The sequence below is a fragment of the bacterium genome, assembly GCA_024742285.1.
In the GTDB taxonomy this organism is placed as follows: domain Bacteria; phylum Myxococcota_A; class UBA9160; order UBA9160; family UBA4427; genus UBA4427.
Window position 1 is genome coordinate 14,183 of sequence record JANSYR010000022.1, and the last position, 26,599, is coordinate 40,781.

Sequence of the window (26,599 nt, forward strand, 5' to 3'; positions counted from 1 at the left end):
TCATCGATTGCCTTCGAAGATTCGCACAGCGCAGCGAGAGGCCGGTGACGCAGCGCACGTCGAGGGGCGTGCGCGCGGGATCCGCTAGGTTGTCCATCGAACCGAACGTTCGTCGTCGCCGCACCGGCGCGACGCGAAAGGAACCGCCTTGGGCGCCGTCACCTCGCGATTCGACCTGGCCGGACACGTGCTGATCCTGGGCACGATCGCTTTCACGGTCTACGGCCAGCTGATCCTGAAGCAACAGATGGCCGGGCTCCCGCCCCTGCCCTCCGGCTTGGCGGCCTTTCCCGAGCTCGTCCGTCTGATCCTGACGCGACCGCTCATCTTCTCCGGCCTGGCCGCCGCGTTCGTCGCCTCGCTCTTCTGGATGGCCGCGATCCAGCGCTTTCCGCTCAGCTACGCCTACCCGTTCATGAGCCTGACCTACGTGCTCGTCTTCGGGCTCGCCTATCTCTTCTTCGGCGACGCCATGAGCGCCTCGAAGATCGGCGGCCTGCTCCTGATCTGCGCCGGCGTCGCGCTGATCGCCCGGGGCGGCTGAGGCGCCGACGGGGTCGTCCGCCCGGGCCGCTCGCCGGGGCGCGTCACTCGCTGTATCCGAGGGCGCGGAGCCGCTCCCTCAGCACCTCGTCGATCTCGCCCGCGACCGCCGGCTCTGCCGAATAGCGCGGCGCCTCGCGCGCCGCGTCGAGCAGGCGCGCGCGGATCTCCGGGGCGTCTTCTGCGAGGTTCCGCTCCCAGGACGGGTCGCCCTCGAGCGACACGACGATCGCGGCTTCTTCGTCCTCGTCCGGCGACCACAGGAGGACGTGGTCACCCAGGGTGGTGAGCGTCCAGTGGCCGATCGCAAGCGGCGATTCGAAGCCTGCGCGGCGACCGCGGAGCTGGTCGAGGTACCAACCGAATGGACCATGCTGCGCGACGAGGGGGGTCTCGCCGCCGCGCCGGACGCGGGCGACGGAGAGCGAGAGCCCCTCGCCCGCCGGCGGCGGGAGTGGCTCGAGCCCGACGATCTCGAGGATCTCGCCGGCGACGTCGCGGGAGGAGACGCGCTCGGCGACCCGCTCCGGTGGAATGCTCGGCGGGTGACGGATCAGGAGCGGGACGCGCAGCAGATGCTGGTCCATCACGAGCAGGTGACCGAGGAGGCCACGCTCGCCGAGACGCTCCCCGTGATCCGAAGTGATCACGATCAGCGTCTCGTCCAGTTCGCCGCGCTCTTCGAGCCAATCGAAGAAGACACCGAGACGACGATCGAGACCAGCGATCTCCGCGTCGTAGAGCGCCGCGATCGCGTCACGGGTCTCGTCGGTCATCCCGGGATCCACGGCGTAGCGCTGGGGATCCTGAGGGACCGCCATGGCCGCCTGACGGTCGACATCGGGCAGGACACGTTCGGTGTCGACTTCGAGCGGACGGTACGGGTCGTGGGGATCGACGAAGTTCATGAAGAGAAAGCGCGGCGCATCGTTCGTTCGCGACCACCAGCGCTTCGCCCGTGCGAGGACGCGATCGCTGGCCCCGTCGTCGAGCCAGGCCGGCTTGCCGCCCATGAGCCCGCGGTTGAGCAGCGCGGTCAGGCTGTGCGGCCCCGCGAACCAGGGCGGCGCGTAGACGTCGAAGCCCCGCTCCCAGCCCGGCCCGAGGAGGTTCGGATTCGCGACCCATCCCGCGGTCCGGTAGCCCGCCGCCTGGAGTCGGTCCGGAAGCGAGGGCAGCTCCGCCGGAAACGCCGGGACGTGGACCCCGTCGACGCCGTGCTCGGCGGGCAGGAGCCCGGTGAAGAGGGTCGCGTGGCTCGGCGGTGTCCACGGGGCCGCGGACCAGGCGTCGTCGTAGACCCGGGCGCGCGAGGCGAGCCGATCGATGGCCGGGGTCGTCGCGCGATCGTGACCGTAGAGCGAGAGTCGGTCCCGGCGCGTCGTGTCCATCACGATGAACACGACGTCGGGATGCGCGCCGGGCGGAGCGAGCGGCGGCCGCTCCGCGCGCGTGGCCAGGGTCGCCAGCGCGATCCCCGCGGCGAGCCCTGCTCCGCCGACGAGCGCGACGCGAACGGGGCGAAACGCGAGCAGCGCGGCGACGCAGGCACCGATCCCGATCGCAGCGACGGACGTCGCGAGCCCGTCGGCGAAGGGCGCCAGATCGAGACGCCGGACGAGGTTCCCGACCTGCGGCGCGACCGCCGACGCGAAGCCGATCACGATCGCGAGTCGAGGCGCCCACGGGACGCGCGCCAGCGGCATCCCGAGCGCGCCCACGATCGCCCCCGCGACGCCGAGGGCGAGTCCCAGAGCGAGGACGCCCCAGACGGGGACGACCCGGCCGTCCGCGATCCAGAGCAGGGCCTCCGCCGCGGCGGCCGCGAGACCGAGCGCGACCGCGTGCCAGGGCCGGGCGCCGGTATTCGACTCAGCCATCCGATCCCTCCGGACGTCGCACGTACACGCGCCCCGCCCCGACCGCGCGCCCCGCGACGTAGTGGGCGTCGAGCCAACGCGTCAGGAAACGGCTCGCGGGCGTCTCGCCGAAATCCGTCACGTTGCGCACCCAGGCCGCCGCCGGCGGATCCGCCTCGAGGTCGGCGATGAACTCCGCCTGCCACGGTTCGAAGAGTCTGGCCGGCAGGTAGGTCCGCTGGAAGTGGGGCGGGTGATAGAAGCCGGACGGTTGTCTGCGCTCGAGCAGGAGGTGGAGCACGTTCGCGCGTCCCCAGACGAGGAGCGGGCCATCGGCGGGGAGCGCCGCGGCGAGCTCCCGGGCGATGTCGCGGGCGTCGTCGAGAGCGACGCCGTCGCCGGCCTCGAAGCGCGCTTCCCAGGTCGCGCGATCGCGCTCGCCGGTCAGAACGGGGAAGAGGTCCCCGAAGGCCGTGCGGATCTTCGCGGCCGACCCGATCAGCGCGAGGCCGATCAGCGCGATCGCCGCCCAACGCCAGCCCCCCGTCCGGGCGACGGCGCCCGTGGCCTGACCGAGCGCTCCGGCCGTCAGGGCAGAGAGTCCGACCAGGATCGGCCCCGCGTAGTAGACGAGGTCGTGCCCCTGGGCGAGATAGGAGAGCACGCCCACGATCACGGTCGCCCACCCGAGTCCGGCGGCGGTCCGCGGCGCGCGGTCCGAGGACCGGAACGCGACGACGGTCGCGACGATCGCCGCGACGATCACCCAGTGGTAGCCGCCGACGCAGTAGCGGACGATCGTGGCGAAACGCTCCGCGAGCGGCGCCGAGTCGGCGGGCACCCGCGTGACGATCGCGACGATGGCGTGGTCCCAGAAAGCCGAGAGCGTGGCGCCCTGGAGCGCGAGGACGAGCACCGCGACGAGCAGCGCGGCGAGGCTCCAGCCGGCGACGACCGCGACCCCCCGCACCGCCTCACGCGGCGCGAGCTCGCCGCGCCTGGCGAGGACGCCGGCCAGGACGGGCACGACGAGGGCGAAGAGCGCGAAGGTCGGTTTGACGAGGACCGCGGCGGTCAGGGCCGCGCCGGCGAGCGCGACCCGAGCGACGCCGCCCGCCACCAGGAACCGCCATGCCAGCGCGAGGGCGGCGAGCCCGAAATGACCCGCGATGATGTCCCGCTGGCCCGCGAACCAGTGGCCGGAGGTCATGTAGAGGATCGGGTGGAGGAACCAGAACCACCGGACCGCGGCACGCCCCCCCAGCTGGGCGACCAGGGGCGTGCCGCCCGCCACACCAAGTAGGAGAATGACCACATCCGTCCGCCGCCAGCCGAACTCGTCCAGCCCCCAGAAGGCCACGGAGACGGCGTGGAGCCAATGCGACAGCGGCCAGTTCCCGTCGCGGATGTCGACGTAGGGGGCCTGGCCGAGGCGGACGAGCCAGCCCGTGTAGTCGAGCTGCCACTGGTCGATCGAGGGCGGCAGCTGCAGATAGAGCAGCGCGACCAGCGGCGACACGACGAGCGTCGCCAGCACCAGCCCACGCTCGATCCAACGCTCCGTCGTCACCTCGTCCCCGATCGCGGGCGCCCCGAATCGGTCGCACCGTCCCTGCCCGTCTCGATCCACCTACTGTGAGCAGGTTCGCACAACGTCCCCGACACCTGCCCTACGATGGGGATCCCGGCAGCGACCTTCCCGCTCTCGCGCAGTCCGGCTGCATGACGGCGGCACCTTCGTACGCGAACAGGAATGGGCGGGCGGACGGGCATCAGATCAGACGCCTTTCATGCGCAGCGCAAGCGCCCCGAAGAAGCAAGTCACGCGTTTCCCCTCGAAACACACGATCCGGCCGACGCGAAGCGCCTCGATCGTGCCACTCCTCTAGCGACGGAGCGAGCCCCGATGCCTGGAGAGATCCCCGAGAAAGCGGCGAGACGAAGGATCGCAGTCGACCTCGATCGACGCCCGCAGTGGTCGGTCGTGATCCCCTGCTATCGGAGCGGCGCCTGGCTGGCCGACCTCGTCAAGGAGATCGCCGCGCACGCGGGGGATCGCCTCGACTCGCTCGAGCTCGTTCTCGTCGACGATGCCTCGCCCGACACCGAGACGTGGGCGGCGATCGAGCGGATCGCCCGGGAATGCGACTTCGTTCGCGGCCTCGGGCTCCAGTGGAACGTCGGCCAGTACCGGGCGCTGATGGCCGGGCTCGAGGCGAGTCGCGGCGACTGGGTCGTCACGATGGACGACGACTTCCAGACCGCCCCGAGCGAGCTCCCCCGCTTCTTCGATGCCGCCCTCGCCCACCCCGAGATGGACGCGATCATCGGGCGCTACCCGAAGAAGCAGCACAGTCCGTTCCGCAACGCCGGATCGCGGCTCTTCGCGTGGATCCAGGAGCGCGTGTACGACCGCCCCGCCGATCTGGAGACGACCAGCTACCGCATCCTGAGCCGCCCCCTCGTCGATACGCTCGTTCGCAGCCGTGCGATCGACCCCGTCTTCCCGTCGATCATCCTGATGCACACGCGGCGCCTCATGAACATCGACATCGAGCACCACGCGCGGGCGCACGGCCGCAGCGGCTACCGACTCTCCCAGCTCGTCGGGATCGTGCTCAGCGAGATCTTCGACGGCTCCGCCATCCCCCTGCGCGCCGTCAGTCTGCTCGGCCTCACCGTCTCCGCGGGCTCCCTCGCGTTCGGTGTCTACTCGTTCCTCTCCTGGCTGCGCGGATCGATCCAGGAGCCCGGATTCACGACCCTCGTCCTCCTCCTCACCTTCCTCTCGGGCACGATCCTGCTCTCCCTCGGAGTCATGGGCGAGTACGTCATGCGGCTCGTCGTCCAGCTCTCCGGGACACCGCGCTACGTCGTGCGCGCTTCGACCGACGAGCGCGGTCCCGTCGAGCTCGAGCTGGGTGCGGCCGGTGCGCCGACACGCGAGGTCGAGCGATGAAGACCGTCCTCGTGCTGGGCGCGAGCGCCCTCCAGGCGCCCCTCGTCCGAGCGGCTCGAGCGGCGGGTCATCGTGTCCTCACGGCGGACAACGTGCCTTCGAACCCGGCCCACGCGGCGGCGCATGCCGCGTTCGACGTGAGCACGCGAGACGTGGCCGGTGTCGTCGAGCTCGCGCGGCGGGAGCACGTCGACGCGGTCGTCTCCTCCTGCTCGGACGTCGCCCTGCCGGCCCTCGCTGCGACGGTCGAAGCCCTCGACCTCCCCGGCGTTCGAACGAAGACGCTCGAGCTCTGGCACCCCAAGTCGAACCTCCGAGCGCTTCAGGCGGACGGCGGCCTCGGGTGCCCGGACTTCGTGACCGGCGCGCCCTCGCCCACGCTCCTCGAGCGAGCACGGGAGCTGGGCGGCGACCTGGTGGTGAAGCCGACCGACCGCTCGGGCTCACGCGGGGTCGTGCGCGTCCGCGCCGAAGACACCGCGACCCTCGCCCGCGCCATCGAGGAAGCGGCCGCGATCGGCTTCGAGGGCGAAGTGATCGTCGAGCGCTTCGTGGACGGTCTCGAACACGGCGGGGACGCCTGGATCGAGGACGGCCGCGTCACGGCGCTCTTCGTGACGGACAAGGTCATGGCCGGCGCGATCGTGCGAGGACACGTCATGCCGACACGGCTCCGAACGGAACGGGTCGAGGCGCTCGGGTCGCTGGTCGAACGCCACTGCCAGCACGCTGGCTACACCGACGGCCCGGTCAACTTCGACGTCCGCATCGACGGCGCGGGCACGGCGGTCCTGCTCGAGATCGCACCCCGCCTCGGCGGGAACTGGATCCCGCAGCTCGCGGCCTGGACCCATGGCGTCGATCTCTTCCGCGCGACGATCGCCTCCGCCCTGGGCGAGCGTCCCCGCGTCGAAGCCTCGGCCACGCGCCGCGGAGCGAGCTTCGTCCTCGCGGCCGGTCGCCATGGCGTCCTGGAGCGCGATTTCGACCTGGACGCGATTCGTCGCTCCGTCCCGGGTCTCGCGCAGCTGGAGCTCGACCTGCGGCGAGGCGATCCCGTCCAGGCCCTGCGCGACAGCGGCCATCAGATCGGACGCGCCCTCTTCGACCTGGAAGAGACCTCCTTCGACGTCGCGGCGCAGGCCCTCGAGACCGCGCTCGCCCCGTGGATCGAACCGACCGGGATCGCCGCCGCGCCCGAGGTCCGACCGTGATCGACGTCGTGATCCTCGGTGCCGGTCCTGCGGGACTGAACCTGGCGCAGGCGCTCACCTCTTCGGGCATTCGCTTCCGGCTGCTCGAACGCGGCGAGGGGCCGGGGGACAGCTGGCGTCGCATGCCCCGCGACATGCGGCTCAACTCGCCCGTCGGCGCGAGCGTGCTCGGCGACACGAAGGTCGGATTCGTCGAGTGGGACCGGATCTGGACCCGCGCTCGTTTCTACGATCACGTCGTCGAGTTCGCGACCCGGAACGATCTCGAGATCGAGTCGGGCGTCGACGTCTCTCGCGTCGTCGCGCAGCCAGGCGGAGGGTTCCGGATCGAGACGAATGCCGGAGAGCTCGAATCCCGGAGCGTCGTCAACGCGACCGGCTACTTCTGCCGACCCTTCGTCCCGTTCCGACCCGGTGCGGACACCGCAAAGCTCCTCCAGATGACGGTCCCCGAGTACGACAGCCCCGACGCGGTCCGCGATCGTCTCGCCGGCGAGACGGGTCGAATCCTGATCGTCGGCGCGCGCATCACCGCCGGACAGATCGGCGTCGAGCTCCACGACGCCGGCTTCGACGTCACGATCTCACATCGCGACCCGATCGAGTTCGGCTTCTCGCCCAGGGTCCAGCGACTCGGCTTCCGGGCCTACTATCCCTACGAATCGTGGCGGCTCCGCGATCCCGAGTTCGCGGCGCGAGACTCCGGCCACCCCATGCAGGGCGGTCGCGCGAAGGAGTTGATCGAGTCCGGCCGGATCGCGACCCGTCCCGACGTCGCCTCCTTCGAAGACGACACCGTATTCTTCGTGGGCGGTGAGCACGACGTCTTCGACGCCGTACTGTGGGCGACCGGGTACCGACCCGCCCTCGATCATCTCGACGGACTCGTCCGGCGCGACGCCGAGAGCGGCCTGCCGCAGATGCACGAGATGGAGTCGGTCGATGCGCCGGGGCTCTTCTTCCTCGGACTCGACCAGCAGAAGGATTTCACGAGTCGCATGCTCCGCGGGATCCGCCGGGACGCGCGCGCCCTCGCGGCGCGTCTGGCCGCGCGAAGCTCATCGGAGGCGTCATGACGGTCGCTCGCATCCCGTTCAACCGCCCTCATCTGACGGGCGCCGAGTTCGACAACATCCGGAAGGCGATCGATCTCGGTCATCTCGCCGGGGGTGGCCATTTCACGCGCGCCTGCGAAGAGCTCCTCCAGGATCGCCTGGGGATCGACAACGTCCTGATGACCTGCTCCGGCACCGCGGCCCTCGAGCTCGCGATGATGCTCTGCGACATCGGGCCCGGCGACGAAGTGATCCTCCCTTCGTTCACCTTCGTCTCGACCGCCACGGCCATCGCCCGAACCGGCGCGACCCCTCGGTTCGTCGACATCCGTCCGGACACCTTCAACATCGACCCGAAGAAGGTGGAGCAGGCGATCGGCCCGCGGACCCGCGCGATCATCCCGGTCCACTACGCAGGTGTCGGGTGCGACCTCGAGACGCTCCATCGAATGGCCGCACCGGGCGGCATCACGATCGTCGAGGACGCCGCCCACGCCGTGAACGCCTTCCTCGGCGACCGCCCCCTCGGCGGAATCGGGCAGCTCGGCTGCTTCAGCTTCCACGAAACCAAGAACTACATCGCCGGCGAAGGCGGCGCGCTCTGCGTCAACGACCCCACCCTCCTCGACCGCGCGCGGATCATCCGCGACAAGGGCACCGACCGCTACCGCTTCGACGAGGGACTCGTCGACAAGTACACGTGGGTCGACACGGGCTCCTCGTTCGCCGCGAGTGACCTGGTCTGCGCCTTCCTCAAGGCGCAGCTCGACCAGATGGACTCGCTCCTCGAGAAGCGCCTCGCGATCCACGCGCGATACCAGGAGGTGATGGACGATCTCGAGCGCGAAGAGCTCGCACGTCTGCCGCGCATCCCGGCCGACGCGCGCCACAACGCCCACGGCTTCTTCCTCCTGCTGCCGGACCGCGAGACCCGCGACGGCCTGATCGCACATCTCGAAGAGGCGAACATCGGGTCCGCCTTCCACTACGTGCCGCTTCACTCGTCGCCGATGGGGCGACGACTCGGCTGTGACGACACGCCGCTCCCGGTCACCGATGCAGTCAGCGACCGGCTCCTGCGAATGCCGATGCACTACGAGCTCGGCCCCACCGACATCGACCGGGTCGCCGACGAAGTCGGGCGCTACCTGCGCGCCCGCGGCACGAGCTGGGTGCCGCTGCCCTAGCCGTCTACACCGCGGCGTCGGTGACGTGCCCGGGCCACCGAGGCTCGGCCCTCCTAGAGCGTCCCCGCGTTGATGGCCCGCCCGCGAGCCCCCAACCGGCCCTCGCAGCCCGCGATCCGGAGATCGGTCGCCAGGCCAGCGGGCCGCAAGACCGTCGTCACGTCCATGTCGACGACGATTCGCGCGAGCCCGCGACGGAGTTGCTCGTCGTCCGTCGCGCCCATCGCGGGGTGTTCGATTCGAGCGCCCCGCGCGTATCGAAGGAGGGCGTCGCCGCTGAGGCTGTCCCGAAAGACCATCTCGACGACCATCTCGGCGAGTTCCGGAGAGTATTCGGCGGTCTCGAGGTCGAGGTCCACCACGCGGAACCCGACCTCCATCGCGCAGCGTCCGGGCTCGGCCGCGAGCGGGATCCCGCTCGCCTCGACGGCCTCGACGAGCGAGGCCTGCAGGAGCTCGAGAAACACACGTTCGGCCTCCTGCGTCAGCTCGATCGACCCCGGGCGGTACAGCAGGCGGGAGTCTTCGACGAGGATCTCGTCGTACCCCGAGATCCGGTGATCCGATCGCAGGTCGAGCACGCCGGGGATCGGTACGTCGACCCGCGAGAGGCCGGGAAGGGGCCGGAGCTGGATCCGATCGGGCGCCCGCTCCGGGGGAGGCGGCGCGCAGCCCGCCAGCGAGGCGAGCAGGACGAGGACGGGGATCCACGAGACGCGTGAGGAATCCGGCATGACCGACCTCCTTCACGACGAAGGATACGACCACACTGCACGAATGTCAGCACAACCCCGAGGCGGCGCCCTGAACACGCGTCCCGCCGGGCCGGTTCTCGGCGAGTCGAGGCCGGGTCGCGCTCCGCGCGACGCGGCGAGCCTGGTTCACGCGGTCGCCGGGCCACAGGCCCGCCGACCTCGTGAACTGATCAGCTCTGGATGACGAGCTTCGAGAGCGAGGTCTTGCGCAGATTCGTCTTCTGAATCGTGCGCACGAGCTCCGCGACCTTCTCCGTATCCGTCTCGAATGGATTGTTACAGATGACGCGGACGTTCAGGAGGTTGCCGAGGCGGATGTTCGACCAGTCGAGGTCGTACTGGATCGAGTTCTCGCGGGCGAGCTTGATGAACTCACCGCGCATCCGGGCCCGCGTGTCCGGCGGCGGCGCGGTCTTCGCGGCATCGACCTCTTCGTCGGTGAAGAGACGTTCGACCGCCCCCTTGCGCTCGAGCAGGTAGTAGAGGCTGCGCTCGCGACGCAGGTCGTGGTACTGGAGGTCGAGCATCAGCACGCGCGGATCGGTCCACGTCGTGTCGTGCTTGTCCACCCAGCTCTGGATCAGCTTCCGCTTGATCACCCAGTCGATCTGGCGATCGAGCTTCTCCGGGTCCGTGTCGAGGCAGTCGAGCACGTGCTGCCACATGTGCACGGCCTTCTTGTGGTCCTCGGTCACCGGGTACTGCTCGATGTACTTCTGGGCCATCTCGCAGTATTCGCGCTGGATCTCGATCGGCGAGTACTCGCGGCCATTGTCGAGGCGCAGACGCCGCTTGCAGGTCGAGTCGTAGGTGATGTCCTTGATCGCCTTGACCGGATTGCGAAGCGTGAAGTCCTTGTTGATGTAGTTGTCTTCGATCATCTGCAGGACGACCGAAGCCGTACCGACCTTCACGAAGTTGGTGTACTCGCTCATGTTCGAGTCACCGACGATCACATGCAGGCGGCGATACTTCTCGCGGTCCGCGTGCGGCTCGTCCCTGGTATTGATGATCGACCTGTCATTGGTAGTCGTGCCCGAGATCTTCTGGTAGATGTGCTGCGCGCGCTGGGACACGCAGTAGTGGATCCCGTCCTGGGTCTGGAAGACCTTGCCCGCACCGGTGTAGATCTGGCGCGTGACGAGGAACGGAATCAGCTGCTCGGCCAGGTAGTAGAAGTCCACGTCGCGGTCGACGAGGTAGTTCTCGTGGCAGCCGTAGCTGTTCCCGACGAAGTCGGTGTTGTTCTTGAAGATCGAGAGCTTCCCGGCGATCCGTTCCTCGCGGATCTTCTCCTCGGCGTAGATCTGGAGATCTTCGAGGATCCGCTCACCGGCCTTGTCGTAGATGATGAGCTGGCTCGGCGAGATGCACTCGGGCGTCGCGTACTCGGGGTGACAGCCGGTGTCCTGGTAGAACCGAGCGCCGTTCTCGAGGAACACGTTCAGGAAGTGTTCCGTCGTGATGAGCTTCTCGAAGAGGAAGCGGATCGCCTTCTCGACCGGCAGGGTCTTCCGCCCCTCCGGCGTGAAGATGATCCCGTACTCGGTCTCGATCCCGTAAATGCGCTTCTGCACGAATTACCGCCTGACAGCCGTCTGGCCGCTACGACCGTGCCGGGGGCGAGAGCACGCCGCTAGCTACCGTCGAGCATACCTTGAACTTCATCGGCAGAAAGGCGGCAGAACTTGCGGCCGGTCCTTTCCCGATCCAGGAGGCAGACTTCCAGGCTGCCTGCATCCAATTCAGAACTTCGTTCTGCTCCCGCACTCAGGGCTCGCCGCCCCAGCTGGGTCGCCTCCCCCGCGGGCATTCCGTCGCGATAGTCGTTCTTGAGAACCGATTCGACCTCTTCCACGTTCCCGCCGATTGCGACGAAGCCGGGATGATCACTGATGAACCCGTCGTACTTGATCCGGTAGAGCGAGTTCGACTTGTGGTCCTCGTACCGATCGTCGCCGACCTCGGCCACGATGATCTCGAGCTCGAGCGGCTTGATCTCCCGGGTGAAGACCTCACCGATGACCTGGGAGAACGCATTGGCGAGTCCCCGGCCGCGCACGTCTTCTCGACTGTAGGCATAGCCGGTGGTGTCCGCGTAGCGAACGCCGACCTTCCGCAGCTGGTCGAACTCGGAGAACTTCCCGACACCGCAGAAGGCGATCCGGTCGTAGATCTCTCCGATCTTGTTGAGCGAAGTCGCGTTCTCGGCCATCAGCAGCACACCGCCCTGATGCTCGAGGGCCACGATCGACTTGCCGCGAGCGATCCCCTTGCGGGCGAACTCGGCCTTGTCGGCCATGACCTGTTCAGGCGAGACGTAGAAGGGCATCGACATCAGAGGTTCCCTCCTGCAGCGCGCGCATCGAGAATCGCGCGGTAGCACGCGGCGATTTCCTGCTCGCTCGCGTCGCTGTGTCCGTTCCGGTCGCAGACCTTGATGATCGGGTAGATCCCGCGTTCGAGATCGACCCCGCCGGTCGCCCGGTCCTCGTCCGCAGCGGCCGTCAGGGCCGCGACGGCGACCTTGACCGCGTCGTCGCGCGACAGGTCGGCGGCCCAACCGTGCTTCAGCGATTCCCGAGCGAAGAGGCCACCCGAGCCCGTCGCATCGAACTCGCCTTCCTCGTAGCGACCGCCCGTGATGTCGAACTTCCAGAGGCGCCCGGTCTTCCGGCGCGTGTCGTAGCCGGCGAAGAGCGGCACGACCGCGAGGCCCTGCATCGCGGCCGGCAGGTTGGCGCGGATCATCTGGGAGAGCTTGTTGGCCTTGCCCTCGAGCTCGAGGGACTCGCCCTCGAGCTTCTCGTAGTGCTCGAGCTCGACCGACAGGATGCGGGCCATCTCGATGCACGGCCCGGCCGCGCCGGAGATCGCCATCACCGAGTAGGGATCCGTCTCGAAGACCTTCACGACATCGCGCGAAGCCACGGAGTGGCCCGCCGTCGCGAGGCGATCGCCCGCGACCAGGACGCCGTCGCCGAACTTCATGGTCAGCACGGTCGTCCCGTGCGGAACCTCTCCCGCGCCGAAGTTCACGGCGCTCTCGCCCCACGCCGACAGATCCGGCGCGAGATGCGGATGGTCGACCCGTAGGAGCTCGAAGAAGCTCGAACCCTGGTAGTTGCCCTGAACCGGCACTTTACCCCCCTCAGTAACCGTTCTAAGTGACGTCCGTCGCTCGCACGACGCGTCGATCTGTCATCGAGGCGCAGCCGCGATGGTCTGTCCTATTCGCCGCCGCGCTGGACGTAGTTCTTCACGAACTCTTCGGCGTTCTCTTCGAGGACCGAGTCGATCTCGTCGAGGAGGTTGTCCATGTCCTCCTTGAGATCCTCGCCCTTCTCCTTGAGCTTCTGACCGCCGTCGCCGGACGCCTCGTCGCCGTCGTCGCTGCCGCCGCCCTTGTTCTTCTGGGTCTGCCCGCCCTTCTCCGCCATCGCGGAGAAGATCGGCAGATCCTCCTCGTGGGAGCGCTCTCGCAGCCGTTCGATCGTGGTGAAGTTCGCCATTCTTTCTACCTCCGGGCCGGCACTGAATCGTAGCTGATCAGCTCTCCGGCCCTTCCTGTCCGCGCGCCGCAGGCGCGCAAGCTGAAGTCAGGACCCCATGTTCTCGAGCAGCTGCGCCGCCGTCTCGGACTTGTCGAGCAGCCCGCCCACGATCTCGTTCGTGCCCTTGAGGGGCTCCGCCATCATGACGCGCTTGATCGATTCGTCCTCGAGACCGAACGAGATCGAGTCCCAGTTCACGCCGAAGACCTCGCCGGGATAGCGCTTGAGGCATTCGCCGCGGAAGAACGCCCGGGTGTCCTGGGGCGCGTTGTAGACCGCGTGCTGGATCTCCTCGTCGGTCACGATCCGCTCCACCTTGCCCTGTCGTTCGAGCAGGTAGTAGAGCCCCTTGTCCGGGCGCGAATCGTGGTACTGGAGGTCGAGCATCTGGACCTGGGAGTCGTCCCAGCCGAGGCCCTTGCGGTCCATGTAGCCCTCGATGAGTCGCTTCTTGATCACCCAGTCGATCCGGGTGTCGAGCTTCATCGGGTCGTCGCCGAGCGCCTCGAGGACCTCGCCCCACTTCTGGATCACGTCCTTCTGGATGGGATCCAATGAGCGCGAGGAGGTATAGGCGAGCATCATCTCGTAGAACTCGCTCTGGATCTGGAGCGCCGTCTTCGACGTTCCGTCGTCCATCGTGAGCTCCTGCTTCAGACCCACGTCGTGGGAGACCTCGCGGATCGCCTTGACCGGATCGCGCAGCGAAAGGTCCTTCGTGATCGCACCGTCCTCGATCATCGACAGGATCAGCGCCGTCACCCCGTTGCGCAGATAGATCGTGTACTCGCTCATGTTCGAGTCCCCCACGATCACGTGGAGTCGGCGGTACTTCTCGCGATCCGCGTGGGGCTCGTCACGGGTATTCACGATCGGTCGCTTGACCATCGTGTCGAGCGCGACCTCGGTCTCGAAGAAGTCGGCGCGCTGGGAGAGCTGGTAGTCGCACGGGTGGCTTCGGTTCTCGCTGCCGACCTTGCCGGCACCGCACCAGATCTGGCGCGTCGAGAAGAAGGGGAGCAGCGGCTCGACGACCTGCTTGAAGGACGTGCGGCGATCCATGAGGTAGTTCTCATGGCAGCCGTAGCTGTTGCCCTTGCGGTCGCTGTTGTTCTTGTAGATCAGCATCTGCGCGCCCTCCGGCAGCAGCTGGTTCGCCTCTCGGCGGCTGATCTCGATCACGCGCTCTCCCGCCTTCTCGTGGATCACGAGGTCGCGGGCGTTGGTCACCTCCGGGCTCGAATACTCCGGATGGGCGTGGTCGACGTAGTAGCGCGCGCCGTTGATCAGCGTCTTGTTGCGGGCGATGTTCTCCTGCTGGTTGGGCGTGTACTTCTCGCCCTCGACCTGGAACCCGCGCGCATCCGCGAGCGGGTTCTCCTGGTCGTAGTCCCACAGGATCCTGCCGTCCGGGTCCTCGCGATAGGCGTTCACGATCAGGACGCAGGACGAGATGGGGTCGAAGTCGGGGTCGTTCTTGACCATGATCCCGAACTCGATCTCGGTACCCATGACAGTGGGAATCGCCATCTCGAATCGAAGCTCCTGAGCGCGCCACCCGCGCTCGGTCTGAAGGGCCGGAACCGGCGGGCCCGGTGACGGGCCCGCTCGGCGATCCGGCGGTGGAATGGGTCGGGTGACCGTGCTCTGGTTCCCGCTCGGCTGTCCACCGACCCGAAGGGTCGGTCTCCGCTCAGCCGGAGGTCAGAGGTACTGCCCCTGGCCGGCGGAGACGTTCTCGATGCTCTCTTCCTTGCGCTCCATGCCGGTGATGAGCGTTCGGACGTTGATGATCCGTTCGCCCTTCCGGCCGGAGATCCGGGCCCAGTCGTCCGGATTCGTGGTGTTCGGAAGATCCTCGTTCTCCTTGAACTCCTCGCGCACCGACTCGATCAGGTCGTCGGCCGTGATGCCGTGGTCGCCCCCTTCGAGGAAGCGCTTGACGGCCTTGCGCTTGGCGCGGGCGACGATGTTCTCGAGCATCGCGCCGGAGGAGAAGTCCTTGAAGTAGAAGATCTCGCGCTCGCCCTTGGCGTAGGTCACCTCGAGGAACTTGTTCTCGTCCCCCTCGGAGTACATGTTGTCGACGACCTCCATGATCATGCCCTTGCACGCCTTCTCGCGGTCGCCGTCGAAGCGACTCACGAGGGTCTCGTGCAGCGGGAGATCGTCGGTCATGTACTTCTCGAGGATCGAGATGGCCGAATCGCGATCGGGTCGCGACACCTTGACCTTCAGATCCAGACGACCCGGGCGGAGCACCGCGGGGTCGATCAGGTCCTGACGGTTCGAGGCGCCGATCACGATCACGTTCTGGAGCGATTCGACGCCGTCGATCTCCGAGAGGAACTGGGCCACGACCGTGGCCTCCATGTCCGAGGAGACGCCCGATCCGCGCATGCGGAAGAGCGAGTCCATCTCGTCGAAGAAGACGACGACCGGCACGTCCTGGCTGGCCTTGTCGCGGGCCTTCTTGAAGACCTCGCGCAGCTTGCTCTCGGTCTCGCCGACGTACTTGTTGAGCAGCTCCGGGCCCTTGACGTTCAGGAAGTACGCCGTGGTGGCCTTCCCCGTCCGGGACTCGATCCGCTTGGCCAGACTGTTCGCCACCGCTTTCGCGATCAGCGTCTTGCCGCAGCCGGGCGGGCCGTAGAGCAGGATGCCCTTCGGCGGGCTGAGCTTGTGCTCCAGGAAGACCTCCGGGTGGAGATAGGGCAGCTCGACCGAATCCCGCAGGATCTCGATCTGGTCGCCCAGGCCCCCGATGTCTTCGTAGGTGACGTCCGGGATCTCCTCGAGCATCACCTCTTCGACCGACGACTTCGGCAGCTTCTCGAAGGCGTACATGGTTCGCATGTCCACGAGAAGCGGGTCGCCGACTTTGATCGTCTCCCGGCGCAGCGGCTCGGAGAGGGTGACCACCCGTTCGTCGTCGGTGTGTCCACTGACGATCACGCGGCTGTCGGAGATCGAGTCGACGACCGTGCAGACCTCACCGCGCTGGGTGTACTCGGCGCCTTCGATGATGTTGAACGCCTCGTTGAGGACGACGTACTGACCTTCGTCGAGCTGGAACGGATCCAGGTTCGGATGCACGTTCACGCGCATCGGACGGCCGTCCATCAGGATCTCGCTGGTCCCGTCCTTGTTGGCCCGGAGGAAGATCCCGTAGGTGTTGGGCGGAGCGCAGAGCTTGTCGACCTCTTCCTTCAAGAGCTCGATCTGCTGCTTCGCCTCCTGGAGCATCGCCACCAGCTTCTCGTTCTGCCGTTCGGCGTCCCGGTGCTGGGTGCGCGCCTGGTCATAGCGTCGTCGCAGCGTCTCGAAGTCCGCCAGCATCCGGTCGAGCCGGTGCCGGAACTCGTTCGAGTCGCTGCCGAAGAAGCGCATCGCGTCCTGCAGGCGTTCGGCTTCGCTGTCAGAGCGACCGGAAACGTCAGAACGACCGGAAACGTCGGAACGACCGCTGCCGGGGTGCGGGGCGTCGCCACCGCCGTACTCCGGCGAGCCACCCTGGGCGAACTCTCCCTCTTCCGGGCGTCCGCTCGCCGAGCCGGTTCCACCGGAGGGATTGATCCGACGCATCACGTCGCGCACGAATCCCTTCCGGCCAGAGCCTCCGCCCTGCGATTCGGCGCCGCTGCCCCCGGAAGCGCCGCCGCCTCGGGAAGAGTCCGAATCATGTTCGCTCATTGCGATCTCTCCTTTGCCTTGCCCGGGCCGCCCACTCCGCAGAAACGTGCGGAGTCGAAATGGCCCCATCCCTCACCCGTCCAGTACTGCAAGGGGTGTGCCGGCTTTCGCCGTGCCCCCTCCAGAATTGCGTGGCGCAACCTGCACTCTATCCGCCGCAGCCGACTCATCGAGCGCCGGGTGGGCGCGACGGTTCGACGATCGGGCAGTCTCGAGTGAGTCGCCGGGGGGCGGGGGATGGGAGCCTCGCGAGCGGTCCTCGCGGGCGGAGCGGGCGCGCTCCGTGAAGTGGAATCCGGCCTCGTGCGGGGTGAGCAGGTGACCGGAAAAAGACTGGCAAAACGGGCGGATGGACGCGCCTCGGGGTGACTCGGACGGACGTAGGGCGATTGGAAGCAACGGGGCAGCCGGGCCGCACGCAGGCCTCCGGTCGGCGACCGAAGCACACCGTCGGCGAGGGTCTCGTGTCCCTCGCTCCCCGTCGTCCCGGGCAGGCCTAGCATTCCTCCCGCTTTCCCTTCCTCCGCTGTCGGCACCTCTGCTCGGGGTGGCCGTTTGCGCCGGTCGAGCCCGTACTCGGTCTCGCGAGTTCGCTCATTTCCGTACCGGTCGGAACCGCCTCCCTGCGCTGCAGGGGTCCTCCGTGGGTGATCGGGGGGATCAGAGGGACGTGTCGGGTCGCGTCGTCCTGCGTCTCGTCCTGCCAGGCGGGCGAGAGCCCGCTCTCGGCGCGCTTCTCGCTCGTGCTGGGTGCGATCTCCCTCTTCGCGTTGCCGCGTTGTCGCGTTCACGGTCGATCGCGCTGTCTCGCGGATCAACGAACACGGCCCATGCGTCCGTATTCGCTCTCTCCGCCCCGGGTTTTCGCCCGGCTCGTCCGCCTCGATCCCTCGACGACGACGATGTTATGCGCGAAGCAGACGCAGCGCGAAGGTGGAAACCTCTTGAACTCCTCGAATTTGAAGCCGTTTTCGCTTTTTTCGAGTGTATCGACGAAGCCACCCCTGTCAACCGGACCGAATCTGCAGAAATCCTCATAAACTCCTGTTTTATCTTGAGTAAAGCGTTCCGATGCGAACACCTCGGCCCCGATCGGTGCACTCGTCCTCGCGCGGGTCGGGCCGTCGAGAGCGGTCCGCATGAAGTGAGTCACCTGCGCCCCCGAGCCGGTTTCGGCGATTCGGACTGCCAACCGAGGTGGCAGCGGGGTCACTCGGATGCCGGAAATCGGACGAAATCGTCGAAATCGCGCCGGCGCCGATCTACGCACGGATTACGAGCAGGATGCGCACCGTTCGCTTCGCACTGTCGTGCGCGCGCGCCGATGCGCGGAACCAAAGTGCCCAACCGCGTCGCTCCGGTGGCCTCCGGCGGGGGATCACCTTCGCGAGCGCCTTCAGCGCGTGCTCGCGTCCCCGCCTTCCGGACTGGGCCAGCCGGCATCGGCGTCCAGCGCCCCTTCGGCGCCGGCTGCTCCCGCCGCGTAGTCGATCAGCTCGACGCCTTCGGGCGGATCGAAGGCGAAGGTCGAATCCGGCGGCGCCTGGTTCACGAGAACGTCCCGGAAGCGGATGATCGTCTCGTTGCCGAAGAGGTCGACGACCGACGTCGCGACGATGTCTCCGGTCTTCCGATCCGCAACCAGCCCGAGGCGCTCGTAGGTTGCGTCCTCGCGCGGAAGCAAGGTGAGGTCCACCCGCTCGGCGGTGCAGCGCGTCGCTTCGACGTCGAAGGCGTCCACGATCTTCCCGTCCCCGAGCAGGAACTGGAGCGCGGCGCCGCTCAGGTAGCCGGCGGTGACTTCGAGGCGGGTGGCGGTCCCGCCCTCGATGTCGTGGATCCAGAGCGTCTCGCCGTCGCTGACGACGAGGCTCGGCTCCGGGTCGGCGTAACGCCATCGCATCCGCCCGGGCTTGGCGAAGACGACCTCGCCCCGCTTCACGTCCGAATCCATCAACGCTCGCCCACCGAAGGTCGCCGACTGGCTCTCCTGCTCGAACGCGGCGGCGAGATCGCGAATGCCGTCGTAGCGGCTCTGGACGAGCGCCGCGGCCTCCGCCCCGGCCCGCGGCGCGCAGGCAGCCTCGACGGCCTCTTCCCCGGCGAACGCACCCGCCGTGCTCAGCCCGACGAGCCCCGTCGCCATCATCGCGCGCAACGCACGCACGCCTCCTCCTACGATCGCCATGGTCTCGCTCTCCAGTCGCAAGGGGCGCACTCAGCCGCCGCACGCCCGCACGCGGAGCTCCCGTGCGGAGCGCCGCCAGGCGGCCGATCTCGCCCTCGAATGCCCGAATGCGATCCAGGCTCGCCGAGCGCCCGCAGGCGAAGGTCTAGTCGATCTCTTCTTCCACCGCGGGCGTCGGCAGCAGGACCTCGCGGCCCTTCGATCCGATCTGCGGACCGATCATGCCCTCGAGCTCCATCTGCTCGATGATCCGCGCGGCCCGGTTGTACCCGATCTTGAGGCGGCGCTGGACGTAGGAGATCGATGCGTTCCGCGTCGTCGCGACGATCTCGACCGCCTGGTCGAACATCTCGTCGACGTCCTCGCCCCGGCTCTCGATCGTCGCGGCCTCCTCGCTCGCCCGCATCAGGTCGTCGTCGAAGACCGGTCGTCCCTGGTCCTTCAGGAAGGCTACGAGGTCGTGGACCTCCGTTTCGTTCACGAAGGGCCCGTGGATCCGCTGGAGCACCGCCGTTCCCGGCGGGAGGAAGAGCATGTCGCCCATGCCCAGCAGGTCGTCCGCGCCCTTCTGGTCGAGAATCGTCCGCGAGTCGGTGCCGCTCGAGACCTGGAAGGATACGCGGGCCGGGAAGTTCGCCTTGATCACGCCGGTGAGGACGTCGACGCTCGGTCGCTGGGTCGCCAGCACGAGGTGGATGCCGGCGGCGCGCGCCATCTGCGCGAGGCGCTGGAGCGACTCCTCGACCTCCTTGGCGGAGGACATCATCAGATCGGCGAGCTCGTCGATCACGACGACGATGTAGGGCAGCTCCTGCCACTCGATCTCTTCCGGCGTGGTCTGGCCCGGCTTCAGCTTCAACTCGAAGGACTCCTCGCCCTCCTCGATCATCTTCCGCGCCTTCTCGTTGAACTGATCGATGTTGCGCACGCCGGTCGCGCTCATCATCTGGTAGCGCTCTTCCATCTTGCGAACGACGCCCTGGAGCGCCGCCGCCGCGCGCTTCGGGCTCGTCACGACGTCCGCGATCAGATGCGGGATCCCGTCGTAGATCGACAGCTCGAGCATCTTGGGATCGACCATGAGGAGCTTGAGCTCGTTCGGCGTGGCGCGCATGAGCAGCGAGCAGAGGAACGAGTTCAGGAAGACCGACTTGCCCGTGCCCGTCGACCCGGCCACCAGCAGATGCGGCATCTTCGCGAGATCCGAGGTCACCGAGTTGCCGAAGATGTCCTTGCCCATCGCGACCGCGAGCTTGCCCTTGCTCTTGCGGAAGCTGTCGGACTCGAGGCATTCGCGCAGGTAGACCGTGTCTCGCTGGGGATTCGGGACCTCGATCCCGACGACCGATTTGCCGGGCAGGGGCGCGATGATCCGGATCGAGATCGCGCGGAGGGCCATCGTCAGGTCGTCGGTCAGGCCGACGATCTTGTTGACCTTGATGCCCGCCGCCGGCTCGTACTCGTACATCGTGATGACGGGGCCGGGATGGACGCGCACCACGCGCCCGGTCACGCCGAAGTCCTGGAGCTTCTTCTCCAGGATCTTCGAGTTCATGAGCAGCGAATCGCGGTCGTAGGTCCGCTCGCCGTCCGGCGGCGCTTCGAAGATCGCGACGTCCGGGAGCTGGAACGGGCCGCGCGGCCCGTTCTCGTTGAACTGGAAGGCCTCCTGCTCGGGCTTCCGCTTGCGCTTGCGCTCCTCGTCGTGGTCGACGATGTCGGGCTCTTCACCTGGCCGCATCCGTCGCGCGGCCGGCGCCGGCTTCTCCTCGGGCTCCGCGAGCACATCGACCGGCGAAGCGGGCTCCTCCTGCTCGCGCACTTCTTCCTCGAAGCTGAGCTCGGGCTCGCGCCGCTCCTGTACGCGCTCGCGACGCGCCCGCTGCTCGCGACGCACGGAGATCTGCGTGATCGCCTCGCGGGTCTGGCGGACGGCACGCCCGGCTCCGGCGATCGTCGCGCGGGTGAGATGGACGGCGAAGTCCATCGCGCGCCGCAGGCTCCGCATCACCCATTCTCCGAAGGCCATCGCGCGCTCGATCGACCAGACGGCCGCGCGCCCGAGGGCGCCCAGCACGGCGCCGCTCGAGACGCCGGTCAACGAGAGCACCCCGACGGCGAGACCGAGACCGGTCAGGACGAGCGCACCCGCCGTTCCGAAGAGGAGCGTGAGGAAATCCGCACCGTTCCCACCCAGCCAGCCGGGCTCCACCCACGGCACGGATTCGGGGGCCAGGCGATAGAGCAACGGCGGAAGCAGGGCGACGGTCGGGATCAACACGACCGCACCGATCCAGAAGCGCGAAAGGAGCCCCGGCATCCCGAGGCTCATCACGAGACGGCCCCCGAGAAAGGCGCAGGCCGCGACGAAGACGATCGCGCCGGCGCCGAAACCGCGCAGGAGCCCGCCGGCGAGGGTGGCGCCGACCGGTCCCGCCCGATTCGAGACTTCGACCAGCTGTCCGATCGGGTCCGACGGCGCGTAGGTCGCCAGGGCCAGGGTCGCCAGGAGCGAGAGCCCGATCAGCACCAGGCCCGCGATCTCGGAGCCCGCTGCGACGAGGACCGGACCGTCCTCGCTGCGCTCCTCGGCTTTGCGCCCGCCCCGCTTCGCGCGCGACTTCGCCGCCGCCTTGGCCATCGTCGCCCCCCTGAACACCTGCGGTCGATCACCGTGTTCGGCGTCGACGATCGGGGGGCGAAGGTCCTCGGTTCTCATCGTCGATCACGGACGGAACACGAGACCGGATGCGCGGCGCAGACCCTCTTCGAGCGAGGGCGCCCCTGCCTCTGGTGTCTCACGTTCCACGCCGTCCTCGGCCGGCCGAAAACCCAGGCAAGGCTTTCCGGTGCCGCATCCGACGCGCTCGAATCGAGATCTCACCCCCCGGTGAGAACAATCGTTTCAGGATACCGTGGCCCCCCGTTGGCGAAAAGGGTCGGGCCGTTCCTCCCTTGACGCCTTTCGGCCACGACGGGACACTTGGCCCGGACCCCGAGCCCCCCTTCCCCCTCGAATCCGTTCCCGGATTCCCAATCAGGTCCCGATGGAGCCCCCACCATGGCAGGTGTCAACAAAGCCATTCTCGTCGGCAATCTCGGACGCGATCCCGAGCTCCGACACACCCCCAACGGTCAGGCCGTCGTGAACTTCACGCTCGCCACCAGCGAGAGCTGGACCGACAAGAGCGGCGAGCGCCAGGAACGCACCGAGTGGCATCGGATCGTCGTCTGGGGTCGGCAGGCGGAGATGTGCAACCAGTACCTCTCCAAGGGCCGGACCGTCTACGTCGAGGGTCGGATCCAGACCCGCGAGTGGGAAGACAAGGACGGCAACAAGCGGTACACGACCGAGATCAACGCCAGCAACGTCAACTTCATCGGCCCGCGCACCGACGGCGGCGGCGGGGGTGGAGGCGGCGGCAGCTACTCGGGCGGCGGCGGTGGAGGCGGCGGGACGCGCAACGACGCGCCCATGGACGCCGGACCGCCGGTGGACGACGACATCCCCTTCTGAGTTGCGGCGTTGGGCGCCCTGCTGGTTGCGTGGCAGGGTGCTCGTCAGTCGACGCCGTCGAAGCGGAACCGCTGCGTCGGCATGCGGGCAGACGGGGCGTCACGCGGGCATGAGGGTGCGTCAGGCGGCGCCGTTGGCGCGGAGGGCGCGGACGATCTGGTCGATCCGGGTGCGATCGTCCGGAGTGAGCTCGTCGAACTCGATGCCCATGCCGCCGGGCCGGCCGGATGCGGAGGGCGTGACGCGCACGACGCGACCGACGGTCTTGAGCGCGAAATCGCTGCCGGGCAGGTTGAACTGCATCGACACTTCGGTCCCCGGTTCGTGAGGCTTGTCGGTCTCGATGAAGAGGCCGCCTTCGTTGATGTCTCGCGTGAACTCGGAGAACATCTCGTCGACGGTCGCGTAGTCGATCCGCACGGTGACCGGCGCACGACCGGCACGGCGGCGGTCGACGGCGTCTTCGATCGCCGTGCCGTCTCGGGCCTCATGGGCCTCCATGCTGACTCGGGCCATGCCGCTGGTTCTCCCGTGGATCACGCGTCCGGCCGCTGGGCAGGGCGCGCTCGCACCGTGCTCCGCGTGCGAAGACGCTGGTCCGGCCCCCTTCATCGACCGCCCTGCCCCTCCTCCTTTAGACCGTGGGATCACAGACCCCCTCGGGGCGCTCTCACGGCACTCTCGAGGCGCTCGCGGGGCACTCTCGGGGAGCTGGCCAGATAATGGCGACGCATGCGGCGCGGGTCTCGAGAGGCCACGCCCCATCACGGAACCGGCGCCCCCAGCTCGCCGGCCGCACGGAAGCTGAAGTGGCCGCCGCGGGCGACCACGACGTGGTCGAGGACTTCGATCCCCAGGAGACGCCCCGATTCCGCCAGGCGCTGGGTCACCGAGCGATCCTCGGCGCTCGGGCTGGGGTCGCCGCTCGGGTGGTTGTGGACGAGCACGATCGCCGCCGCCGCGGCCCGCACCGCCCCGCGGAAGACCTCGCGCGGGTGGACCAGACTCGCCGTCAACGTTCCGACCGAGACCTCGTCCTCGGCAATCAGCCGGTGACGGCCGTCCAGCAGAAGTACGTGAAAGGACTCCCGATCGCGGCGACCGAGCCGCGGCAGGAAGTGGCGCTCCACGTCGTCCGGCCCGCCGATCGGCTGACCGACCACCAACGGCACCTCCGCGAGACGCCGCGCGATCTCGAAGGCCGCCGCGAGGCTGGCCGCCTTCGCGGGCCCGATCCCCGGGCCGTTCGCGAGCTCCACCCAGGTCGAGGTCGCGAGCCCGTCGAGCCCACCCCGTTCTCCGAGGAGCATCCGCGCGATCGCTTCGGCGTCCTGGTCCCGGCGCCCGGTCCGCAACAGGAGCGCGACCAACTCGGCCTCCGCGAGCGCCGATGCACCGACGGACGCGAGTCGTTCCCTCGGCCCGCCGGGCGTCTCGCGTCGCGAGACGCCGGCACGGACGGGTACCGGCGCGGCTCCGCTCCGCTGGCGCCCCCTCTCGGCCTCGCCCCCTTCGATCGCTCCTCTGGACCGCATCGCGCCCCCCCTCGTTGGGGACGCAAGCTAGGCGGCGATCCAGAGGGCAGAAAGCGAGAGAACCGGAGATCACGATCGGGGCGTGACGGCCCGACGACGGAGTCCGATCGGACCGCGCGGGGGCGACCCGGGCCGAAGACCGGCCGCGCTCGGCCTAACGTGCTTCGGCGCGGAGCTGACCAGCCTCGGCCACGAAGTCCGCGGCCAGCAGCGCGGCGACCTCGGTCGGCGCGGCCTCGAGCGCCTGGACCAGCTCGTCGAGCAGTCCACGGGACTCCGCACGATCGGCGAGCCGCTCGACCCAGAGCTCCTGCTCCGCCAGGGTCTTGCCCGCGAGGAAGCGCGCGAAATCAGCGGGGCGGTCGAGGCCGAGGGCGATCCAAGCGTCCCGCGGATCCTCACCGACGGCGGTTGCGCCGGTGTGGACCGCATCGAAGGCGCGATCCGTGCCCGCGTCACCGCGCAGCGGCATCATGCCCGGCGGAATCGGCGCCGCGACGGGCACCGCCTGATTGCGGACGTCGATCGTGCCGCGCGTCACGGTTCGGGGCGTCGCGTCGAGGACGAAGGCCGGCGGCGGCGCGGCCCCGGCGAAGAGGTGCCCGCTTCGCTCGGCGGGCGCGGCCCCCCGAAAGAGCTGCACCTGATCGCGCGTCCGCGCGCGGGCCGCAGCGGTCGCTGAATCGGCGGTCCCCCGCGCAGTCGACATCACCGTCATCGGAATCGGCGTGCGGGCCTCGAGCGCCACGACCGGCTCGCCGACGCCTTCGGCGGCGGGCGTCCGAAGATCATCGAGGCCGAAGCGCCCGGGGTCCTGGATCGCCACGACGACCAACGCCGCCGCAGCGACCGCGGAGGCCGGAAGCATGAAGCTCGGCTCGAGGACGCTCGTCACGCCGCGCCGAATCCGCTCGAAGAAGCCGGGCTCCGTCTCACCCGCGCGGATCCGTCGCATCACGTTCGCGGCGATCATGGGCGGCGTCTCGGGCTCTGGCATCGACCGCAGGATCAGGATCGTCTGCTCGAGCTCGGCGACCTCGACGGCGCATTCCTCGCAACCGTCCAGGTGGGCATCGACGAGGGCGCGATCTTCGAGGGAGAGGTCCCCTTCCAGGTAGTCGGCCAGGCTCTTCTTCACGTCCGCGTGATTCACTCTAGAGACCCTCGGCCTGCGGATCGTTGCCCAGCAAGCCCTTCAGTTCTTCGCGCAGCGCCTGGCGTGCGCGGTGGATTCGGGATTTGACGGTGCCCTCGGCGATGCCGAGCACCTTGGCGATCTCGCCGTAGGCGAGGCCCTCGATGTCGTAGAGGATCACGGGCATCCGCAGGGAAGGCGAGAGGTTCTCGAGCGCGTCCCGCACGTGACCGGAGAGCTCGGTCCCGAGCGTGGCGTCCTCGGGATTGCGCGGCGCGCTCGGCAGGTCGTCGCCGGCGTCATGCCGCGTCTTCAGCTTGTCGATCCGGGCGCGCCCGCGGCCGTAGGAACGGCGACGGTTGAGCGCGGCGTTCGCGGCGACGCGGTAGACGAAGGTCGAAAAACGCGCCTCCGCTCGGAAGCGGTGGCCGTGGCGGTGGAGACTCAGGAAGGTCTCCTGGGTCAGGTCCTCGGCGTCTTCCTTGTTCCCCATCATGCGGTAGAGAAGGCGATAGACGCGCGATTCGTGACGCCGGATCAGCTCCTCGAACGCGGACTCGTCGCCCGCCTGCCATGCGACGATGAGCTCCCGATCGGGATCCTCGACGACCACGCGGGGCGCGTTCTTCTCACGCGCCAGCGGGTTCGTACCACTCACCATCGGACCTCTCTCGACGATTTCGTATGCCATGGTCGGTGTCTGCCTCTGCGCGGACAGACCCCGGCCTTCGGATCCGGGTTCCTGCGAAAGCGGTCCTTTTTCGCGTTCTTCCGGGTCCGTGGAGCGTTTCTCGCCCATTTCACGCTCCTCGGACCCGACCGAGGCCCCGCGGGGCCCGCCCTCGCGCCCGACGGGACCCGTTCCCGGGCGCCTATCCGTCCAGATCGACCTCTTCGCCATCCCGCACGAAGACCCCGCTCTTGCCGCCCTGCTTGGCGACGAGCCGGACCCGGTCGACCACCATCTCCCGGTCGACCGCCTTGCACATATCGTAGACCGTGAGCCCGGCCGCCGACGCTGCGACCAGCGCCTCCATCTCCACCCCCGTCTTCCAGTGGGCCTCGACTCGGGCTTCGATCCGGAGCGCGTCGCCCTCCGGCGAGGGCTCGAGCACGACCTCGACCGAGTCGATCGGCATCGGATGCGCCAGCGGGATCCACTCCCCGGTCCGCTTGGCCGCCTGGATCCCCGCGATTCGCGCCGTCGCCAGGACGTCGCCCTTCGCGACGCGGCCCTCGACGATCCGCGAGAGGGTCTCGGGTTGCATCCGGACCTCGCCCCGGGCGATGCAGACGCGGTGGGTCACCGCCTTCTCGCCGACGTTCACCATCCGCGCCCGGCCCTGTTCATCGAGGTGGGTCAGCTCGTCGCCCATCGTCGTCTCGTTCCTCGTCGTGTCGGGCG

General features: G+C 68.4%; 23 protein-coding genes. 6 read left to right on the forward strand and 17 right to left on the reverse strand.

Annotated elements, in window-relative coordinates; genetic code table 11:
* Positions 1 to 148: 148 nt before the first annotated feature.
* Positions 149 to 544: an EamA family transporter gene (locus NXI30_26855; GenBank protein MCR9097855.1), complete on the forward strand. Its 396-nt coding sequence runs from the start codon at positions 149 to 151 to the stop codon at positions 542 to 544.
* Between the two features lie 43 nt (positions 545 to 587).
* Here NXI30_26855 and NXI30_26860 read toward each other — a convergent pair whose 3' ends face one another.
* Together NXI30_26860 and NXI30_26865 are read right to left on the reverse strand one after the other, a co-directional pair.
* Complete coding sequence (locus NXI30_26860) at positions 588 to 2,423, reverse strand: sulfatase (protein MCR9097856.1); 1,836 nt, start codon at positions 2,421 to 2,423, stop codon at positions 588 to 590.
* Entirely contained in the window at positions 2,416 to 3,972 is a 1,557-nt protein-coding gene (locus tag NXI30_26865) for a hypothetical protein (protein ID MCR9097857.1), read from the reverse strand. The genes NXI30_26860 and NXI30_26865 overlap by 8 nt, the downstream gene beginning before the upstream one ends.
* 336 nt (positions 3,973 to 4,308) lie before the next feature.
* On the opposite strand from NXI30_26865, the gene NXI30_26870 reads away from it, so the two are divergent.
* From NXI30_26870 to rffA, 4 genes are read left to right on the forward strand one after another with little or no spacing between them, the layout of a single operon-like run.
* Positions 4,309 to 5,361, forward strand: coding sequence for a glycosyltransferase (locus tag NXI30_26870; protein ID MCR9097858.1), 1,053 nt, complete (start codon positions 4,309 to 4,311; stop codon positions 5,359 to 5,361).
* Complete coding sequence (locus tag NXI30_26875; protein ID MCR9097859.1) at positions 5,358 to 6,575, forward strand: ATP-grasp domain-containing protein; 1,218 nt, start codon at positions 5,358 to 5,360, stop codon at positions 6,573 to 6,575. Before NXI30_26870 ends, NXI30_26875 begins: the two co-directional genes overlap by 4 nt.
* Positions 6,572 to 7,651: an NAD(P)-binding domain-containing protein gene (locus NXI30_26880; GenBank protein MCR9097860.1), complete on the forward strand. Its 1,080-nt coding sequence runs from the start codon at positions 6,572 to 6,574 to the stop codon at positions 7,649 to 7,651. Before NXI30_26875 ends, NXI30_26880 begins: the two co-directional genes overlap by 4 nt.
* On the forward strand, positions 7,648 to 8,817 hold the full coding sequence (rffA, locus tag NXI30_26885; protein MCR9097861.1) for a dTDP-4-amino-4,6-dideoxygalactose transaminase: 1,170 nt from the start codon (positions 7,648 to 7,650) through the stop codon (positions 8,815 to 8,817). The genes NXI30_26880 and rffA overlap by 4 nt, the downstream gene beginning before the upstream one ends.
* Positions 8,818 to 8,870: 53 nt before the next feature.
* Here the strand turns inward: rffA and NXI30_26890 are convergent, their stop codons facing one another.
* The 10 genes from NXI30_26890 to NXI30_26935 all read right to left on the reverse strand — a co-directional run bounded on the left by NXI30_26890 (position 8,871) and on the right by NXI30_26935 (position 21,648).
* A complete protein-coding gene (locus NXI30_26890) occupies positions 8,871 to 9,551 on the reverse strand; it encodes a hypothetical protein (GenBank protein ID MCR9097862.1) in 681 nt (226 codons plus the stop codon).
* 191 nt (positions 9,552 to 9,742) lie between these two features.
* A complete protein-coding gene (gene pafA, locus NXI30_26895; protein MCR9097863.1) occupies positions 9,743 to 11,149 on the reverse strand; it encodes a Pup--protein ligase in 1,407 nt (468 codons plus the stop codon).
* 59 nt (positions 11,150 to 11,208) lie between these two features.
* Positions 11,209 to 11,910, reverse strand: coding sequence for a proteasome subunit alpha (gene prcA, locus NXI30_26900; protein MCR9097864.1), 702 nt, complete (start codon positions 11,908 to 11,910; stop codon positions 11,209 to 11,211).
* Positions 11,910 to 12,713: a proteasome subunit beta gene (prcB, locus tag NXI30_26905; protein MCR9097865.1), complete on the reverse strand. Its 804-nt coding sequence runs from the start codon at positions 12,711 to 12,713 to the stop codon at positions 11,910 to 11,912. The genes prcA and prcB overlap by 1 nt, the downstream gene beginning before the upstream one ends.
* A gap of 89 nt (positions 12,714 to 12,802) precedes the next feature.
* Entirely contained in the window at positions 12,803 to 13,012 is a 210-nt protein-coding gene (locus NXI30_26910; GenBank protein MCR9097866.1) for a ubiquitin-like protein Pup, read from the reverse strand.
* Between the two features lie 159 nt (positions 13,013 to 13,171).
* A complete protein-coding gene (dop, locus tag NXI30_26915) occupies positions 13,172 to 14,656 on the reverse strand; it encodes a depupylase/deamidase Dop (GenBank protein MCR9097867.1) in 1,485 nt (494 codons plus the stop codon).
* 174 nt (positions 14,657 to 14,830) lie between these two features.
* Positions 14,831 to 16,711 carry a proteasome ATPase gene (gene arc, locus NXI30_26920; GenBank protein MCR9097868.1) on the reverse strand — a complete coding sequence of 627 codons (1,881 nt, stop codon included), beginning with the start codon at positions 16,709 to 16,711 and terminating at the stop codon, positions 14,831 to 14,833.
* Between the two features lie 922 nt (positions 16,712 to 17,633).
* Positions 17,634 to 17,960, reverse strand: coding sequence for a hypothetical protein (locus NXI30_26925; GenBank protein ID MCR9097869.1), 327 nt, complete (start codon positions 17,958 to 17,960; stop codon positions 17,634 to 17,636).
* A 255-nt stretch (positions 17,961 to 18,215) separates the two neighbouring features.
* Positions 18,216 to 19,007: an outer membrane lipoprotein carrier protein LolA gene (locus NXI30_26930; GenBank protein ID MCR9097870.1), complete on the reverse strand. Its 792-nt coding sequence runs from the start codon at positions 19,005 to 19,007 to the stop codon at positions 18,216 to 18,218.
* Positions 19,008 to 19,152: 145 nt separating this feature from the next.
* On the reverse strand, positions 19,153 to 21,648 hold the full coding sequence (locus NXI30_26935) for a DNA translocase FtsK 4TM domain-containing protein (protein ID MCR9097871.1): 2,496 nt from the start codon (positions 21,646 to 21,648) through the stop codon (positions 19,153 to 19,155).
* Between the two features lie 420 nt (positions 21,649 to 22,068).
* Between NXI30_26935 and NXI30_26940 the strand changes: the two genes are divergently transcribed.
* Complete coding sequence (locus NXI30_26940; protein MCR9097872.1) at positions 22,069 to 22,524, forward strand: single-stranded DNA-binding protein; 456 nt, start codon at positions 22,069 to 22,071, stop codon at positions 22,522 to 22,524.
* A gap of 120 nt (positions 22,525 to 22,644) precedes the next feature.
* Here the strand turns inward: NXI30_26940 and NXI30_26945 are convergent, their stop codons facing one another.
* From NXI30_26945 to moaC, 5 genes are all read right to left on the reverse strand, one after another.
* Positions 22,645 to 23,040 carry a TIGR02266 family protein gene (locus NXI30_26945; protein MCR9097873.1) on the reverse strand — a complete coding sequence of 132 codons (396 nt, stop codon included), beginning with the start codon at positions 23,038 to 23,040 and terminating at the stop codon, positions 22,645 to 22,647.
* 248 nt (positions 23,041 to 23,288) lie between these two features.
* Entirely contained in the window at positions 23,289 to 24,059 is a 771-nt protein-coding gene (radC, locus tag NXI30_26950; protein ID MCR9097874.1) for a DNA repair protein RadC, read from the reverse strand.
* Between the two features lie 154 nt (positions 24,060 to 24,213).
* Positions 24,214 to 25,212: an anti-sigma factor gene (locus NXI30_26955; protein MCR9097875.1), complete on the reverse strand. Its 999-nt coding sequence runs from the start codon at positions 25,210 to 25,212 to the stop codon at positions 24,214 to 24,216.
* Position 25,213: 1 nt separating this feature from the next.
* A complete protein-coding gene (locus NXI30_26960) occupies positions 25,214 to 25,885 on the reverse strand; it encodes a sigma-70 family RNA polymerase sigma factor (GenBank protein MCR9097876.1) in 672 nt (223 codons plus the stop codon).
* A gap of 181 nt (positions 25,886 to 26,066) precedes the next feature.
* The gene (gene moaC / locus NXI30_26965) at positions 26,067 to 26,570 is read right to left on the reverse strand and encodes a cyclic pyranopterin monophosphate synthase MoaC (GenBank protein MCR9097877.1); all 504 of its coding nucleotides are present in this window, start codon (positions 26,568 to 26,570) and stop codon (positions 26,067 to 26,069) included.
* Between the last annotated feature and the right edge of the window lie 29 nt (positions 26,571 to 26,599).